The following is a 16,735-nucleotide window of genomic DNA, read 5'->3' on the forward strand; positions in this document are numbered from 1 at the left end:
GGTGCAATGAACCGGAAAGCCTTATTGTTATTGGCGTAGTAACGGAAAATTACTCCGCCGATTTTGACTTGCTGCGTGCTGCGGTCAAATCGACAATCAATGCAACGATTTCATCATGCGTCTTGCCGTTTGCCATTGCTTCACAAAGTGCGTCGATTTCATGGGCAAGCCATGCGACAGCGCGGAGGCCGATCTTTACCGGGCGAATCCAAGTGCCATGATTCATGCGCCAATAAATCGTGCTTTCCGGTAAACCGGTGCGTTCCATCAACTCAGGAAGACGAATAAAACGAGTTGTCATTTTCAATACTCCGTGCAATATCTGTAATTGGTTGCCGCTGGTTTTCGCTACTCGCTAGCAGCATGAAAGAGATATTAACGAGCGGAGCAATCGCGAGGCCAAGTGATATTTTGGATACCGGTTTTTTTCTCAATGAATTCAACAAATGACTGCTAAAAATATGATTTATAAAATCAGGGTTTAATGCGGAATAATCGAACCAGTAACTTATTCGATGATTGAATGCGGAATTGATCGGGATGCGAACTAGAATAGGTCGAAGCGTGCCCACAGTAGGGCGGCGCTATGCCAGTGTGGCTTGCGAGCGAGCGCTAGGCGGGCTTGGTGTGATGCTGGGAAGGGGCGGGTAAGCAAAAGCCCGACAGGTGGCGCTATCGGGCTTCGTTTGGCGTTCGGTCAATCGGCCTATTTTTGGGCGCGGCAATTGCCTATGACAATGGCACGAACTTCGTTCGGTGTTTTGTCTAGAAATGCAGGTGACGTATAAATTGCATTGATCGCGACTGCGCGTTGCTTTCTACTTTTGTCCGACCATGCGGCGCTAGTATCGTATTGATTCAACAGGGAAGCCATTGGCGCACCGCCGTCACGTGCGCGAGCAATGTATGCGGCATCGTCGCTGATAGATACGCATTGTTCATCAGTAAAGGCATGTGCGCTAATGGACGTGAATGCAAGTGCAACAACAGCATATTTTCTCATTTTAAATTTCCTCAAACTGTGGGTAGGATTACGCCGCATTAATCGCAATGACGTTGTCCGTCGTTACCATTTGAGCCGTTGCGCAATACTTTGCCCAATCGGCCATTAACCGAGCACGCTTCGCAAGTAAGTCACCGCGTTGGTATGCGGCTTCGGCCTTGTCTTTGAGTTGATGGGCTAGGGCGTGTTCGATTACTTCGCGTTGATATGCGGTCGTTTCACCGGCCCAATCGCGGAAGGTTGACCGGAACCCATGCGCGGTTAAATCGTCGCGTTTCATGCGCTCAAACAGCGCTTTGAACACGTTGTCCGACATGACACCGCCGCGCGGGGCGGGGAACATGAGGTCCGTTCCTTCGATTTTCGGCAACGCTTTTAGCAACTCGATTGCGGCATCCGATAGGGGAATGCGATGTTCCTTTTTCATCTTCATGCGCGCGGCGGGGATCGTCCAAGTTTTCGCCGCTAGGTCGAACTCGCTCCGCGTTGCGGAACGCACTTCGTTTGATCGCGTGGCGGTCAGAATGGCGAGTTCAAGCGCGCGGGCCGATAAGCCTTGCCGCTCGCGTAGTTCAACAATGAACGCGCCAATCTCACCGTAGGGCAATGCGGCATGATGTTCAACAGTGCGTTCGACGTTGCCAAGCAGCGGTTGCAACGTACCTTTCCATTCGGCGGGGTTGTCACCTTCACGATAGTCGTTCGCCTTGGCATAGTGGAACACGGCTTCAATGCGACCGCGCAACCGGCTTGCGGTCTCGTGCTTCGTGCGCCAAATAGGTTCAAGTACTGCAACGATGTCCTGTTTGGTGATTTCGCTAACGTGGCGGTCGCCAAGCAACGGATACGCGTAGGTTTCAAGCGTCGATTCCCATTGCGCCAGCGCCTTTTCGTTGCGGAGTTCGTTGGCTTTTAGCTTGATAACGGCCTTCGCACAATCGCGGAACGTTTTCAGCTTGGCCAAGCGTTGCGTTTCGGCTTGCTTGTCGGCTTTCTTCGCTGCCAGCGGGTCGATTCCATCGCGAATTTGCTTGCGGAGTTCGGCGGCCTTCAGGCGCGCGTCCGACAACGAAATTTCAGGATACGGGCCAAGGCCCATGTTCAACCGGCGAACGACTTGCAAGCCCTTGGCGTTGGTTCGCGTGCCCATTGCGGCACATAGAACCCATGCGGTTGAATCGCCAACGATTCGCAGATACAGGCCGTCAACGCCGCCTACTGCAACCTTTCCGCCGTTCGGCTTCGCCTTGAGTTCTTTAACCAGTTTCGGCAACTGTAACGGTTTGAGTTCCGGTGCTTTCTTCGGCATTACGTCGGTTCCAATGTATTGCATGTTGTACTGCATAGAATACCCGAACCAGCGCGAACTTGCCAGAACTCATTAGGGGATCATTCGCTTGAAATCCTTATAGAATATGGATTTTCCTGTAGCTTTACGTCACTCGCTAGAACTCATTGCGGCGGACTCCGTCTCCGCCAATAGGCGGTGACAAAGCCCCGCAAGTTCTCGGACTTGCGGGGCTTTTTCTTTTTGGCGGCCGAGCCTCGATCAATGTTCAATGCCTGCGTCATCGCATCGATCGACTGATTGAAGAGCGGATTGATCGCGCTAGCGAACTCGATAAGACGCACGTGATGCAGGATCGTCCGGTTAATCCAGACGTCGCTGATTATCGAAACGCACGCTGAATAGTGGTTCTCGAAATCCGCCAAATCCTGGCGATCAAGACTGCTGTCGAAGGTCGAATATCCGCGTCATCGACATCCACTTCTGGCCGGCTGGTGTCCACGGAGTAGGGGCCTGGAAAGTCCACATCAGATCTTCCCAGGCGCGAATCGCCGGATTGGTTTCTGCGGCTCGGGACGTACGCTCCGCATCGAACCGAGCATCATCGGTGTCCATGACCATCATCATGCGAGTCCCGAGGCGAAAAATTTCCATACCCAGCACTCCATGCTCGCGCAGATGCTGCAGCACTTCCGGCCACACTGCGCGGTGATGCTCCTCGTAGCGGGCGATCAGCGCCTGGTCATCTTTCAGATCCAGGGCGAAACAGTAACGCATGGCAACCTCATGTCGGAAAGTGATCGAAGTAATGTGCTAAAGAACAGGGGCACTCATCTCGAGCGATCCCTGCGGCTTCCGTTAGCACGTCAGCACTCGACCAGCGCCTTGACGACGGTCTGTCCAGGCTCCATCAGCTTCGGGAACGCGGTAGGTACGTCGGCCAGACTCATCCGGTGAGTATTGAGCGCCTTGTCGGGGATGCGGCCCGCGCGCATCGCGACGAGTACCGTCTCGAAGTCTTCTGCGGTTGCATTGCGGCTGCTGAGCAGCGTTGCTTCGCGCTTGTGAAACTCCGGATCGGAGAACGTGATCTCGCCCGGTACGATCGAAATCAGCACGTACTTGCCGCCGTGCGCGATGAACTCAAAACCGCGGTTCATCGCGTTGACGTTGCCCGTCGCATCGAACACGACGTCGAAGAACTCGCCGTCGGTCATCGCCGACAGTTCGTCGACGTCATTCGGCCCGGCCTGAACCGTGGCGACGGCGATGTGCTTCGCGCAGAACGCAAGACGATCGGCGCGCGTGTCCAGGCAGGTGACGTGCCCACCGCGCAGGTTCGCGAACAGCATGGCCGCCATGCCGATCGGTCCCGCGCCCACGACGAGGACCCGCCGGCCAGCCGACACATCGGCGCGGCGTACCGCGTGTGCGCCGATCGCGAGAAACTCGAGCATCGCCGCCTGGTCGAGTGTTACGCCCTCTGCCTTATGCACGAACTGCGCGGGCACCGACAGGTATTCCGTCAACGCGCCGTCACGATGCACGCCGAGCACCTTGATGTTGACGCAGCAGTTGGTTTTGCCCTGTCTGCAGGCGATGCACTGCCCGCACGACAGGTAGGGCATCACATAGACGGCATCGCCGGACACAACGTGCGCGCCGGGATCGGCCTCCGCGACGATCGCGGACAGTTCATGCCCCATGACCCGTGGATATTGCAGGTAGGGCTGGTTCCCGGAATAGATGTGCATGTCAGTGCCGCAAATACCCACGCGACTGACCCGCAACAGCACTTCGCCTTCGGCGCGGTGAGGGAGTTCACGGTTTTCGTGGCGCAACACGCCCGGCGATTCGCAAATGACGCTAAGCATTTAGGCATCCTGTTGAGTGAGCTTGTCGATCGCCGGACGGTTGATCGATTCTGTAACTGGACGAGCACGTTCGCTGCACGCTGGACTGCGCAAGCAGAGGAGCGAGGTCCTGCGGACCGAAGTCCCGGTCGATGGCATCCAGCGTTTGAGGTGGCCAGTAACCAACACGGCTGACAATTCGCCAGAAGTGCGATGAGCATCGATTCGGAACGTCACGCGCAGGCCTCCGGGACCGGAGCCGACTCTGCGACCAGCCCCTCGTGCCGCAACGCTTGCCAAAGCTCTGGCGGAAGCGGCGTTTCGAGCCATGCGACGTTCTTCTGCAACTGCTCGATACTGCTCGCTCCGACCACGCAGGACACGACGGCCGGGTGCGCCAGCGGAAACTGAAGTGCCGCTGCCGCGAGTGGAACCTCGAACCGCGCGCATACGTCGGCGAGACGCGCAACCTTCCGTGCTACTTCAACCGGCGCATCGGCGTAGTTGAACTTGCCGTTGCCCACCAGCACGCCTGAATTGAATACGCCGCCGGCGACGATCCAAACGTCGCTGCGCACACATGGGTCGAGTAACGGCGAGAGCGCGTCCTGTTCGAGCAGCGTGTAGCGGCCGGCCAGCAGGATGAGGTCGAGATCGGCTTCCTGCATCGAGTCGACGGCGATCTGCCATTCGTTGACGCCGAGTCCGATCGCAGCAACAGCCTGCGAGTCGCGCAGTTCGGTGAGCGCCCTGAACCCGCCTCCCCGAGTCAGTTGCTCCCAGTACCGTGAATGCCCGTCGCCGTGCGTGGCAACGCCGATGTCGTGAACATAGAGGACGTCGATCTTCGGCATGCCGAGGCGTTGCTGGCTGTCCTCGTACGAACGCATGATGCCGTCGAAGGTGTAGTCGAAACGCGGCCGGAAGGGTAGAGGGTGCGCCCATCCGTCGTCGCCGGCCTGAACGGTGTCATCCGGGCACATGAGCCGGCCGACCTTGGTGCTCAGGACATAGTGTTCGCGCTCGCGCATCTGCAGCGATTGTCCGACGCGCCGCTCGGAAAGCGTATAGCCGTAGAACGGCGCGGTATCGAAATAACGGATGCCGGCGTTCCACGCCCAGTCGACGAGCGCGTTGGCCTCTGCGGCGGACATCGGCTTGTAGAGTCCGCCGAGTTGCGAGCAGCCGAGGCCCAGTGTGCTCATCGCCAGTCCACTTCGTGGCAGCGCGTGCGTTGCAATGGCTTTCATGGAGGCTATGTCCGAAGGCGGAGGTGCCGGCGGACGGCTATAAAAAACCGCCGCGCCGGCGCGTTCATCAGTAGAGAACGTTTTTGGCGTCGGACGAATCGAGGTTCTGCTTTTCGACCATCATGACGCCCGTGTCCACCTGCTTCGACACAGGCTTGTGTCCGATCACGCTGACGAGGGTCTGGATTCCCTTGTAGCCCATCTGATAGGAACTCTGAACTGCGATGGCCTGGATCGTGCCGTCGCGAACAAACCCTTGCAGGTCCTGGTTGCCGTCGAAGCCGATTGCGATGACCTTGCCGCCTTTTCCAGATTGTTGAAGGGCGCGTCCCATCCCGACGGCGGTCGGTTCGTTGGCGCCGAAAATGCCCTTCAGGTCGGGGTTGGCCGACAGCACGTCGGTCGTCTGATTCAGCGCAGTTGCCATCTGCGACTGCGAATAGAACGGGCCGACCACTTGCAGCTTCGAATGCGCGGCAATGTACTTGCGGAACCCGCCGACGCGACCGACCTCCGATCCGGCTCCCGGCACATACGACATGACTGCGATCTTGCCGGTCTGTCCAACCCGATCGATCATCGCCTTCGCACAGAGTTCGCCGGCTTTCTCGTTGTCGGTCGACAGGAACGACTGGTAGTACTGCTTACCGGCATCGGACACCGCCGAGTCGATCAGCACGACGGGGATGTGGGCTTCCCACGCTTTCTTGATCGCGGGGACCAGCGCATCCGGGTCGGACGGTGCCAGCACGATGCCCGCGACGTGACGATTGACGGCGTTCTCGACCATGTTGACTTCATCGGCGATGGCGGACTCCGCGGCAGGGCCCTGGAAGGTCATCGTGTATCCCTTCGCATCGGCCATGGCGGCGGTGGCGCCTTTCTGGACGTTCTGCCAGTAATTGGAGTTGGCCGTCTTCACGATGACGGCGATTTCGCCGCCTGCCGCATGCGCGTACGCGCTGAACATCGCGCACATCGTTGCGGCCGTTGCCAGCACGGATAGCTTTTTCATGTCTCGCTCCTTGATTGTGGTTTGGACTTCATCTTCTGATTACAACTTCCGGTTCCGGAGTTGGTCGATCCATACGGTGCCGAGAATGACGACACCGATGATGATTTGCTGGATAAAGCTCGATACGCCGTTCATGTTCAGGCCGTTGCGCATCACGCCGATCACGAACGCGCCGATGGCCGTGCCGGAGATCGTGCCGACGCCACCCATCAATGACGTCCCGCCGATGACCGCGCTTGCGATGGCGTCGAGCTCGTACATCACGCCTTCGTTCGGCTGGGCCGTGACGAGGCGCGACATCAGTACGCAGCCGGTGACGCCTGCGAGCAATCCGGACAGGACGTAGGTGAAGAGCTTGACGCCTTGCACGTTGACGCCGGACAGTCGCGCGGCTTCCGCGTTCGATCCGACTGCGTAGATGTGACGGCCCAGCGACGTTCGCGACAGCAGAACGGAGACCGCAACGAACAGGACCACCATGATGATGACGGGGTACGGAATGCCTGGAAAGGTCGTGTCGGGAAAGCCGTCAGCCCCGATATGAGAGATCTTGAAAAGCGCGCCGTTGCCGAGCTTGCCGAAGGCTTCGCCGAGCCCGGAGACGGGTCTCGCGCCCGTGATCTGCAGTGCCAGACCGCGAGCGACCAGCATCATGCCGAGAGTCGCGATGAACGGCGGCAGCCCCATGCGCGTGACGCAGATGCCGTTGACCCATCCGCAGGCGCCGCCGACGAGCATGCCGCCCAGCATCGCGATGGGTATCGGTACGCCGGCCTTGACGAGCAGGGCGGCCGCGACACCCGCCAGCGCCAGCACCGATCCGACCGACAGGTCGATGCCCCCGGTAATGATCACGCACGTTGCGGCCACGCCGAGGTACGCGATGGACGTGACCTGAAGCGCAACGGTCATCAGGTTGTCGACAGAGAAGAATGCAGAGCTGGTCAGCGAGAACGAGACGATCAGCACCACGAGGCTGCCCAGTGCGGCAAATTTCTGGATCAGGTCACGGCGTCGCTGCCGTACCTGTATGTCGAGAGCCTGCGCGCGGCCCGATGTAACTTCAAGCATGACTTCTCCCTGATGCGTGGTGCAAGATTTCCTCCTGACTGGTCTGTCTGGTCTCGAGGACAGCGGTGATAAGCCCCTCGTGAAACACGGCGATACGATCCGTCATGCCGAGCAGCTCGGGCAGTTCCGAACTGATCAGGACGACGCCGACGCCGTCTGCGGCCAGGCGGTCCATCAGCCCGTAAATCGCGTACTTCGCGCCGACGTCGATGCCGCGCGTCGGCTCATCGAAAAACAGGATGCGCGAGCCGCGGTATAACCACTTGCTGATGACGATCTTCTGCTGATTTCCGCCGGACAGATTCTTCGTGATCTGGCTGACCGTCGGTGTACGGATACCGAGTTCGCGAACGTAGCGCTCCGCGATGGCCGTCTCCTCGGAGAAGCGCAAAAAGCCGTGCGACGAGATAGCCCGGATGTTGGCCAGCGTGATGTTGGCGGACACCGGCATCGAGAGTGCGAGGCCGTCTTTCTTCCGGTCTTCGGACAGGTACGCGATCCCGTGGCGAATGGCTTCGCGCGGCGAGCCGATCACGACAGGGGTGTCACCCAGCAGGATGGAACCGGAATCGGGCCGCTCGGCGCCGAAGATCGCGCGGGCGACTTCGGTGCGTCCCGCGCCCATCAGACCCGCGAAGCCAAGGATCTCGCCCTTGCGCAGGTCGAACGAAAGCGGGCCGAACGTGCCTGTCCTTTGCAGATCGCGCACCCTCAGCAGGACCTGATCCGTCGGCGTGGACTCGCGTGGCGGATACGCGTCGGAAAGCGGACGTCCGACCATCCGGGCCACGATCTCGTCGACGGTCGTCGCCGCGAAATCGCTCGTCGCGATATGACGGCCATCGCGCAGCACCGTGACGCGGTCCACGATCTCGGCCATCTCGTCGAGCCGGTGCGAGATGTACAGAATCGCCACCCCGTCAGCGCGTAGTTCCCTGATGATGCGGAACAACTGGACCGTTTCCGATTCGGTCAGCGATGACGTGGGTTCATCCATGATGAGCACGCGCGCGTCGAGAGACAGCGCCTTCGCGATCTCCACCATCTGCTGCTGTGCAATCGAGAGTGCACCGACCAACGTCGTCGGCGACACGTTCAGTCCGATGCGTTGCAGACACTGCTGCGCGTTGGCGTTCAGCGTGCGGTAGTCGACGAACGGGCCGCGCTTAGGTTCACGCGCAAGGTAGATGTTCTCCGCGACCGACAGGTGGGGAACCAGGTTCAGCTCCTGGTGGATGATCGCGATGCCTGCGGCCTGTGCCTCGGAGGTGGACGAGAATTTCACCGGCGCGCCTTCATAGCGCACCACACCGTCGTCCGCGTGGTACTGGCCACTGATGATTTTCATCAGCGTCGATTTACCGGCGCCGTTCTCCCCGCAGATGGCGTGGACCTCACCGGACCGTAGATCGAGATCGATGCCATCGAGTGCAACAACGCCGGGGAAGCGCTTGCCCACACCCTGCAACTGCAGAATGGTGGGGGATGCCGGCTGTCCAGCGGAAACGTCTGGTGCTTGCCGCGTGTTGGCACTCGTCATGCGTGTCTCCATGGTGACTGGCGCAGCCCCGGAACGGGTGGAAACTGGCCAGTCCAGTTTCGACGAATTAGAGCCTGGAACACCCATTTGGTCAAGCCAATATCAATAAACTACAACTGACCATACCAATGGTAAAAACCCTCATATCTCGCTGAGTGCCCCAGTCGATAAGGGATTCTGCCGCCATGGTAGACTCGCTTCGAACCCGGGATAGCCGGGAATTCGAGCGAGCATTGTGCGGCGATGAAACAGACAGAACCAAAGCGGCTTTACCAATCTGTGGCGACGCAGATTCTTGCGTTGATCCGTCAAGGCGGATTGCCGTCGGGCGGCCGGTTGCCGCCCGAGCGCGAGCTCGCCACGACCCTCGGGGTCTCGCGTCCGTCGTTGCGTGAAGCGTTGATCGCTCTGGAAATCGGCGGTCAGATCGAGATCCGTCTCGGATCGGGGATCTACGTCCGCGATCCCGGCGAAGGGGACGGCAACGCGATACCGGCGTTGGGGGATAGCCCTTCCGAATTGATGCAGGCTCGTGGGGCCATAGAAGGCTCAGTGATCGTGCTGGCCACCGGGCGATTTTCGGCCGCCGCCCTCGACCGTTTGCGCCGAACCGTCGAGCGGATGAAACGGCTCGCCATAGCGGGAAAATCGCCCATCGACGCAGACCGGCAATTTCATATGCTCATCGCGGAGGTGGCAGGCAATTCTGTGCTGAGCCGCTTTGTCGGCGAACTGTTTGATAGCCGTCACGACCCGATCGCCGCGGCCATCCGGGGACATTCGGAAAGCACGGAAACCTGGGCTGAAGCGGTCAAGGAGCACGAGCAGATTCTCAAGGCATTGCAGGCCGGCGATCCCATCTCGGCGCAAACGGCCATGCGGGCGCATCTTCAGGCGTCCGAGGAGCGCTGGATAGCAGGTGTGCTGCAGCAGGGTGATGCGCACTAGTGGGGCGATGCGCGACTCGATGGCAAGCGTCGCACGCTGTCGATCATTCCGTCCTGATGGTCGCGCAGGTCGCTGCCAGAAGTTTGACGCTCAGGTCATTGGGACTTTCGATTGCACGCTTTGACCGAATGCACTTCTGTCCCGCACGTCACGAATCTCCAGTCTCTTCCCACTGCGCAAGAAGTTCGGCGGGAATCGCCGTGACGACCTGCGCGTAGCGTTTGCCGACGAACTGTTCCGCACGTTTGAGCAGCACCGGAATCGGGCTGCTCGGTTCGTGGATTTCGAACCATGTACGAGCGGAGCGGATCAGGTCGAGGGCTGCCCGGCGATCCGCAGGTTCCGCAGAGGACTGAGTCGGCGTGCGGCCAGGAACGGCATTCGTCGGTTCGGGTTCTGACTGTGTGTCGCTTTCCAATGATTCATCCGGTTCAGAACCCGGTTCGATAGCTGTTTCGAACGACCTGGATGCGTTTATCGGTGCAGTTAACTTGCCGAGCAGCTGGCTCAGCGGCGACAGATCCGGCCGATACGCTTCGAGATGACTGGCGCACCACGCATCGATCGTTGCGAGACTGGCGACTGCGTCATCGAAGCCCAACATCGTCGCCGGTTGCTGCGTACGCAGATCCTGTAACTGCTGCGCGACGGACTCCGGCGCGAGTGCATCGGTAGCGCGCGGCCACGCAAACGCGCGCTCGACGTCGCGGACCTGCAGCCGCGCGAGCGTCGATTTCGTGAGCACGATTTCGCGCACGTCGGCCAGCAGTCCTTCGGGATCGGTGAGTGCCTGCAGCGCATTCATCCGCATTTCGAGCGCCGCGTCGTGTTCGGTATCAGTATCAGTATCGGACTGCGGATGCACGCGCCCGGCGAACGTCTGCAGCCACGCGGCGAGCAACCCGATGCCTTCGGCGAGCCCCGCTGCGCCACCGAGCCGCGTGCGGCACCGCGTATAGAGAATCGCGACGCGCATGTCCTTCGTGCGCATCATGAGCCGCTTGCAGTCGCGTTCGACCTCGCTCCAGTTGACCGGATCCGGCCCGCCGATGAACGCGCCGTACTGCACATCCTGCCTCGGCGCGGCGCTCGCGAACAGCACGACGAAGTCATGGTCGTATTCGAGATCCGGACCGCACGGAGCCGTGTCGGTGACGGGTGTCAGCCAGTCGTGCTGCGGTGTGTTCTTGACCGCGGCTTTACCGGACTCGACCCGGCCGGCTGCGTGCTTCTTGCTCATGATGTTTTCCGCCTGTCGTTGGCTTCGCGCTCGAAGTGTCGTGCGTAACGCTCGGGTTCGAATCGCATGCCGGTGATCGGCCGGTCAGCGTGCGGATACCCGAGCCATCCCGACCACCCGATGCGCTGCGCGCCGCCCATCACTGCAGGCGGCGCACTGTCGGGCTTGATACGCAGTTCCAGTTCCCATTCGAGCTCATGACCGACGAACGCACGCACCCACTCGACGACGCGCGGCAGATCCTCGCCTTGCGGCGTGAAGCGCAGATACGCCGCGAGATCGACCGGGCCGATCACGATACGAAAGCGATGCTGACGATCGGGGGCAACGCGCCCGAGCATCGCTCCGTGCCCCATCGTTGCAGCCGGTCCCGGACGACCCATGCGGCCGCAATCCGCCGGATCGATTTCGATCCAGTGAAATACGTTTTCTTCGATGGCGACCGGCACGCCGAAGTAATGGGCAAGCGTCGCGCGTAGTCCATCCGGATTGCGTGACTCGCGGACGAGATGAGCCGAGGCAGCAAGCCGCGCATGCGACGGCAGCGGACGTCGCCGTATTTCGCCGACGTCGTGACCGGTCAGGCTCGCGACGTAAAACGAAAAACGCTCGTCGTCGCATCGGTCGAGTCCCGCCGTCGACTGCGCGGAAGCCCACGCCCGATAGAACAGCGTGAAAAAGCGATGATGAAAGATGTCGAAGAAATCGACGGTCGTCGGGTCGTGCCGACCTTCGTCGCGATCCTTCGCGATCTCGGTAACGTGGATCGGCAGAGGACCATTCGGTCCGAGCATGCCGAGGCCGAACAGCCGCACCTTGAGGCGTCCCGCAGCTTCCTGCACGCTTGCGATTTCGCGCGGCGCAAACGCGAGGCTCGGCTGCTGCCCGAGCCGAAACGGTTCGGCCTGAGGGCGACGCGCGGTGCCGACCGGATCGATCGCCGCATTCGCACCGATGCGCCTCAGCAGCGACAGGAACCCGAAGCGCCACGGCTCGGCCTGCAGGCGCTCGAGCAGGTCGGGCGAAAGCGTGCTGTCGCGGACGCGCGCGGGAAGGGTGGCGCGCTTCATCACAGCACTCCGCGCGTACCAGTGCGAACCGGCCATCGAGCCACGCTGCCGCGCTGCATCGAATGCAGTTCGGTCTGCGTGAAACTATTGATCGACACATGCCGCGCCAGCCAGTGTTCGAGGATGAGCCCGAAGAGATAAGGACTCGCGCCGGAGAAACCCGCTTCATCGACCGTCAGCGTGCATTCGATCCCGCGTCCGAACGTCATCGGTCCCGTACCCGGAAGTTTGCGCGTGACGGGCCGCGTCTTCACGCCGATCAGACTTTCCACCTGCCGACTGTGTTCCGTGTTCCCGTCCGACAGGTACAACCGAAGCAGATCGCGCAAACCCTGTCCTCCGTCGCGATGATCGAGATCGTCGAGCGGCAGATAGTTGAAATTGAGTTGCCGGATCAATCGCCATGCGGTTTCGCGCTCGGCGAAGGGGGCACGCGGCGGACTCGGTGGTCGAATCAGCCCAATGCTTTCGACCGGCGCGGACTGTGCGGTTGTCAGATCGCGGATGCCATTGCGCGGGACGAGCGTCGCGAGATCGCGGTTGGTCAGCAGTGCATCGACCGACAGAAAGCGGATGTTCTCGCCATACGGCGCTTCGTTCTGATCGACCAGCGACAGAAAGACTTCGGTACCGATATACGGCGTACGTGTGCCGTATCGACGCGCGGAGTCGGACGCGAGCCGCCGCTCGCGCCGCGTCGAAAAATACCGACCGTGATTGCCCTCGTCATCGTTCAACGTTTGATAGAGCGGGCGGAATTCCAGTTCCTCGGAGGTTGCCGCGACCTGTCCATACACGGTCGCGACGGAGAACACTTCGTAGTCGAGCGGCGTGAGCCGGGCCGGCACGAGGTGAAACTCGGTTTCGAGCGGGGAGATTTCGATGCGGTCGGTGTGCTTCTCAAAGAGATTGATGACCGGCGTGCAGAACAGCGCGAAGCGCGATGCGTCGACGAGATTCGCGAGCGGGCCTGGCGCACGATCGAGCAGCACGACGATCTCGACCTCGCGTCCGTCGATCTGCGACAAGCCCTCAGCGAGGCCGTTCAGTGCGAAGAACCAGAAGCGCTCCGGGCACGCGAAATATTCGTGCAGAAGATTGTGCCCATGGAATTTCGTCCATGTGAGCGGCAGCAGGTTTTGATCGGTACGCAATCCTTCGTGTTCGACCGCGTCGACAGTGACAGCGGCGAGCGGACGATTCGTTGCACCGAATTCGCCTGGCGGCGCAATCACCGATGCGATGCTCGCGGTGTGCAGCAGTTCGAACAGATGCGATGCGACCTGTTCGTCGCCGGCGAGATAGACAGGCAGCCGGTCGAGTCCTCGCAGATCGGCCACGCGCACATCGCCCGTGACCGCGAGCTTGAGTCGTAGTGCGCCGCGCACCTGCCGGTCGGGCGGCACGTAGCGATCGAGCGACGGAATGTCCGGCGGAATGCCGGTCAAACGCGCTTCGGTAATCGTCAGCGGCCAGAGCGTCACGTCCTGGCCGCTCGTGAACTGGCATGCGGTTTTTTCTCCATCGGGAACCTGCGCAGTGAACGCCGTGCCGCGCGCAACGCGATAACCCCCGACGAGATTCCCCTCCGCCTTTCCTGGATAAAGCCGTGCGACGGCGATCGACGGCGTCGGCGCAATGTAGTTCGGGTAGATCACTTCGAGCAGCCGGCCGGTGAAGCGCGGGAACTCCGCATCCAGCTTGATCTGCATGCGCGCGGCCATGAAGCAGAACGATTCGATCAGACGTTCGACGTAGGGGTCCGCGACTTCGCCCGTCTGCATGCCGAGCCGGCGCGCGATCTTCGGATGCGCGTGCGCGAACTCGCCCGCCAGCTCGCGCATGTAGATGAGTTCCTGGTTGTAGTAGTCGAGCAGTCGCGGGTCCATCGAAAGGTCTCGTTATGGTGGTCGGGCTGTGTCTGCTCAGGTGCTGCGTATGCCGGTGATCTGGATTTCGCTCGTTTCGAGATCGAGCGAACTCTGCACCGTAAATTCGAGCGGATAGGGATCCATGTGAACCATGCCGCGCACTTCGAACGCGAGGATGTTGTGATGTTCACCCGCGTCGATCGCGTGGCGGGGCGACACCACCAGCGAATCGGGAATCAGTCGCGGTTCGAAATCGGTCAGCGCATGGCGGATCATCCGCTCGAGGTCGTTCCACTGACGCGATGCGAGAAACGTACCGGCGAGCGGCGGCACGCCGAAGTTGACGGTCGACGAAGCCGCGTGCGGGTAACGCTCACGATCGATCTGGTCTTCGATGCTGGTCGTGTTGAGCAGATAGGTCAGATCGCGCTGCACGATGTCGCGCATCTGTTTGCGCGTGACCGTGTATTCGTCGGCGGTCTCGACGTGACGATGCGGGGCATCGTCACGCAGGCGATCAAGCAGCGTCGGCATCAGATGCGCATTCGCGCGGCGCGGCGTGCGGCCGGAGAGCTCGTCTTTACGTGTGGTCATGGCTGCTGCCTTCCTGCTTATCGTCGATCGTCGCAGGCGTGCCGAACTGGCAGTGCGTCAACTCGAACAGACCGAAGTCGCCCTGGTCCGTGATCCAGGTTTTCTGTCCCAGCGCAATGACCCCGGTGCGCCCCGATTCCTGCCATACGGTTTCGCGGCCGAGGCGCAACGTATCGGCGCATGCTTCCGAGCCGGGATAACGAGCGGGCATCAGGCCGTGCACGACGCTGCTGTCCGCGAGCGTTAGCTTGCAGGGCGCCCAGATCAGATCGATCAGGTTGACCGGCGACGAGATGTGCCATGCAGCCAGATCCGAAAAAGGCACCCATCGATAGTGTCCGGCCGTGATGACTTCGCATACGGGGCCGAAGCGCGAATCGCTGTCGGCGATCCATTCGGTGTGTCCGTGCGAGGTATGAGCGGCGACGGGCGGCGCGGTTTCTAGCGCGCTCGCGTGTACGTCGTCCGCTGCGTCGTTGTGTCCGTCTGCGGCGAGCCGCAGCGCGTCGATCAATTGCGCTGTCCATGCGGGTGGCTCGAGGATGAACCCCGGGCGCTGCTGTCCCGCGAGAACCTTTTGTCGCCAGTGTTCGGCACGAATCAGGTCACGATACGTTTGCGCAATCTGCGTGTGTTGCGGTTCGAGCTTCGCCCACGTCTGCAGCTGCTGGATCGAACGCGTCCAGTTGCCCATCGCGCACATCAGCTGGAACAGCGCCCAGCGATGCGACGCGACGGCCGGTTGCATGCGGACGCTCGCTTCGATTTCGGCGATCTGTTCAACGAGCGACAGGCCGTTCAGATGTGCCGTGTTCATGCTTCGTCCTTGCGTGCAGGTGCGGCGAGCGGACTATCGAACGACAGCGCGTGGTGTTCGCGCCGGGTGAGTGCGGGGGGCAGCGCGGCAGTCTGGCTTGCTACCGCTGCGTGATATTCGGGCGGCGCAAAAAGGCGCAGCACTTCCGGCACGGGTTCGGCTTCGAGATCGGCAACGGTGCCGTTGGCGCCGCTTTCCAGTTTGCCGAAGATTTTCTCAAGCGTGCATTCGCCGGACAGCAGCGTCTCGAGCGAACGGGCTTCGTCGTTTTCGCCGTGCGATTGCCAGCCGTCCCCGGCATTGTCCGCGGCTGCGGACGTCGGCGGTTCGTCCGGTTGTCCGATCCATGAACCGGACAACGACGCATGCGGATCGGTCAGTGCGCGCCAGTATTGCGCGTGCAGACCTTGCACGATATCGCTTGCATGCTCCATATCGTCGGTGGTGGGCAGGAACGCGGTCTTGCCCTGTCCGTCGTTGCCGATCAGTTCAAGTATTGCCGCATCGCCATCGCGCGCGCTGGACGACGTCGCGCGCGCGATGTGCTCGTAGGAGTCGCGCTCGATCCTTCGATGAGCCGATCCGGACAGTACAGGTTCGATGTCAGGCATATGAGGCTGGCGGCGCCACGGCAGACGAAGTGAGCGCATGGAGAAATTCGTGGGCGATAAAGACTCATTTTAAGCACGATGGGATTCTTTTCGTTCATCGAAATTCGAATAATCATCGTAATTAATGTGAAGAATTATGAATTAAGTTAAATGTCGTGAATTTATTGGATTGAGTGTTAAATATTTGAAATTCTTTATTTCTCTGTGATTGTCTTTTTGGAGTTGACTGGCGATTTGTTGGCGATGCTGTTTCCATTGATAAGCACTGGTTTGTGCGATTTTTCCGGGGCTCGAAAGGGGGAATGTTAAAACCATATGCCGAACGGACAACGTTTTTCACATTGCCAGGCTCGGATCCGTTTAATGCTCATATCGTCGTCTACCTGATTCGTTTGTGGCATGTATGATCGATTCCATCAATGCGACTCAAAACAAATAAGATCGATTAAAGATAATTGGCGTTTTAAAGGCAGAACGCCAATGCCAGGAGTTGTGGTGACGTATCTGGACAGAGTTCATTCGGGTCCAGACGTCAGCTCACCGCTCACGTTGCAGTAACCAATC

General features: G+C 60.3%; 16 protein-coding genes. 1 reads left to right on the plus strand and 15 read right to left on the minus strand.

Annotated features, from left to right (window positions below; all coding sequences use genetic code 11):
• Positions 1-49: 49 nt before the first annotated feature.
• From E1748_RS17400 to E1748_RS17445, 9 genes are all read right to left on the minus strand, one after another.
• The gene (locus tag E1748_RS17400) at positions 50-301 is read right to left on the minus strand and encodes a helix-turn-helix transcriptional regulator (RefSeq protein ID WP_133648418.1); all 252 of its coding nucleotides are present in this window, start codon (positions 299-301) and stop codon (positions 50-52) included.
• Between the two features lie 405 nt (positions 302-706).
• Positions 707-1,003 carry a hypothetical protein gene (locus tag E1748_RS17405; protein ID WP_133648419.1) on the minus strand — a complete coding sequence of 99 codons (297 nt, stop codon included), beginning with the start codon at positions 1,001-1,003 and terminating at the stop codon, positions 707-709.
• A gap of 28 nt (positions 1,004-1,031) precedes the next feature.
• A complete protein-coding gene (locus E1748_RS17410; RefSeq protein ID WP_133648420.1) occupies positions 1,032-2,312 on the minus strand; it encodes a tyrosine-type recombinase/integrase in 1,281 nt (426 codons plus the stop codon).
• A gap of 414 nt (positions 2,313-2,726) precedes the next feature.
• Positions 2,727-3,068: an L-rhamnose mutarotase gene (locus tag E1748_RS17415; protein ID WP_133648421.1), complete on the minus strand. Its 342-nt coding sequence runs from the start codon at positions 3,066-3,068 to the stop codon at positions 2,727-2,729.
• 89 nt (positions 3,069-3,157) lie between these two features.
• On the minus strand, positions 3,158-4,165 hold the full coding sequence (locus E1748_RS17420; RefSeq protein WP_133648422.1) for a zinc-binding alcohol dehydrogenase family protein: 1,008 nt from the start codon (positions 4,163-4,165) through the stop codon (positions 3,158-3,160).
• Between the two features lie 212 nt (positions 4,166-4,377).
• Entirely contained in the window at positions 4,378-5,394 is a 1,017-nt protein-coding gene (locus E1748_RS17430) for an aldo/keto reductase (protein ID WP_133648423.1), read from the minus strand.
• A 67-nt stretch (positions 5,395-5,461) separates the two neighbouring features.
• Positions 5,462-6,409, minus strand: a complete 948-nt coding sequence (locus E1748_RS17435; RefSeq protein WP_133648424.1) for an ABC transporter substrate-binding protein — start codon at positions 6,407-6,409, stop codon at positions 5,462-5,464.
• 39 nt (positions 6,410-6,448) lie between these two features.
• Complete coding sequence (locus E1748_RS17440; RefSeq protein ID WP_133648425.1) at positions 6,449-7,480, minus strand: ABC transporter permease; 1,032 nt, start codon at positions 7,478-7,480, stop codon at positions 6,449-6,451.
• Positions 7,473-9,020, minus strand: coding sequence for a sugar ABC transporter ATP-binding protein (locus E1748_RS17445; RefSeq protein ID WP_133648426.1), 1,548 nt, complete (start codon positions 9,018-9,020; stop codon positions 7,473-7,475). Before E1748_RS17445 ends, E1748_RS17440 begins: the two co-directional genes overlap by 8 nt.
• Positions 9,021-9,263: 243 nt before the next feature.
• Between E1748_RS17445 and E1748_RS17450 the strand changes: the two genes are divergently transcribed.
• Positions 9,264-9,968, plus strand: a complete 705-nt coding sequence (locus E1748_RS17450) for a FadR/GntR family transcriptional regulator (protein ID WP_133648427.1) — start codon at positions 9,264-9,266, stop codon at positions 9,966-9,968.
• A 148-nt stretch (positions 9,969-10,116) separates the two neighbouring features.
• Here E1748_RS17450 and E1748_RS17455 read toward each other — a convergent pair whose 3' ends face one another.
• Genes E1748_RS17455 through E1748_RS17480 form a run of 6 tightly spaced genes read right to left on the minus strand, consistent with a single transcriptional unit; the run spans position 10,117 to position 16,210 of the window.
• Positions 10,117-11,208: a type VI secretion system protein TssA gene (locus tag E1748_RS17455; protein ID WP_133648428.1), complete on the minus strand. Its 1,092-nt coding sequence runs from the start codon at positions 11,206-11,208 to the stop codon at positions 10,117-10,119.
• A complete protein-coding gene (gene tssG / locus E1748_RS17460) occupies positions 11,205-12,278 on the minus strand; it encodes a type VI secretion system baseplate subunit TssG (protein WP_133648429.1) in 1,074 nt (357 codons plus the stop codon). The genes E1748_RS17455 and tssG overlap by 4 nt, the downstream gene beginning before the upstream one ends.
• Positions 12,278-14,167, minus strand: a complete 1,890-nt coding sequence (tssF, locus tag E1748_RS17465; RefSeq protein ID WP_133648430.1) for a type VI secretion system baseplate subunit TssF — start codon at positions 14,165-14,167, stop codon at positions 12,278-12,280. The genes tssG and tssF overlap by 1 nt, the downstream gene beginning before the upstream one ends.
• A 36-nt stretch (positions 14,168-14,203) precedes the next feature.
• Complete coding sequence (gene tssE / locus E1748_RS17470; protein WP_240766680.1) at positions 14,204-14,743, minus strand: type VI secretion system baseplate subunit TssE; 540 nt, start codon at positions 14,741-14,743, stop codon at positions 14,204-14,206.
• Entirely contained in the window at positions 14,730-15,560 is an 831-nt protein-coding gene (locus E1748_RS17475) for a type VI secretion system accessory protein TagJ (protein WP_133648431.1), read from the minus strand. The genes tssE and E1748_RS17475 overlap by 14 nt, the downstream gene beginning before the upstream one ends.
• Positions 15,557-16,210 (minus strand): TagK domain-containing protein, encoded by a 654-nt coding sequence (locus E1748_RS17480; protein ID WP_133648432.1) that lies wholly within the window; start codon positions 16,208-16,210, stop codon positions 15,557-15,559. The genes E1748_RS17475 and E1748_RS17480 overlap by 4 nt, the downstream gene beginning before the upstream one ends.
• Positions 16,211-16,735: the final 525 nt, after the last annotated feature.

Origin of the sequence: Paraburkholderia flava (assembly GCF_004359985.1) — a bacterium.
GTDB classification, from domain to species: domain Bacteria; phylum Pseudomonadota; class Gammaproteobacteria; order Burkholderiales; family Burkholderiaceae; genus Paraburkholderia; species Paraburkholderia flava.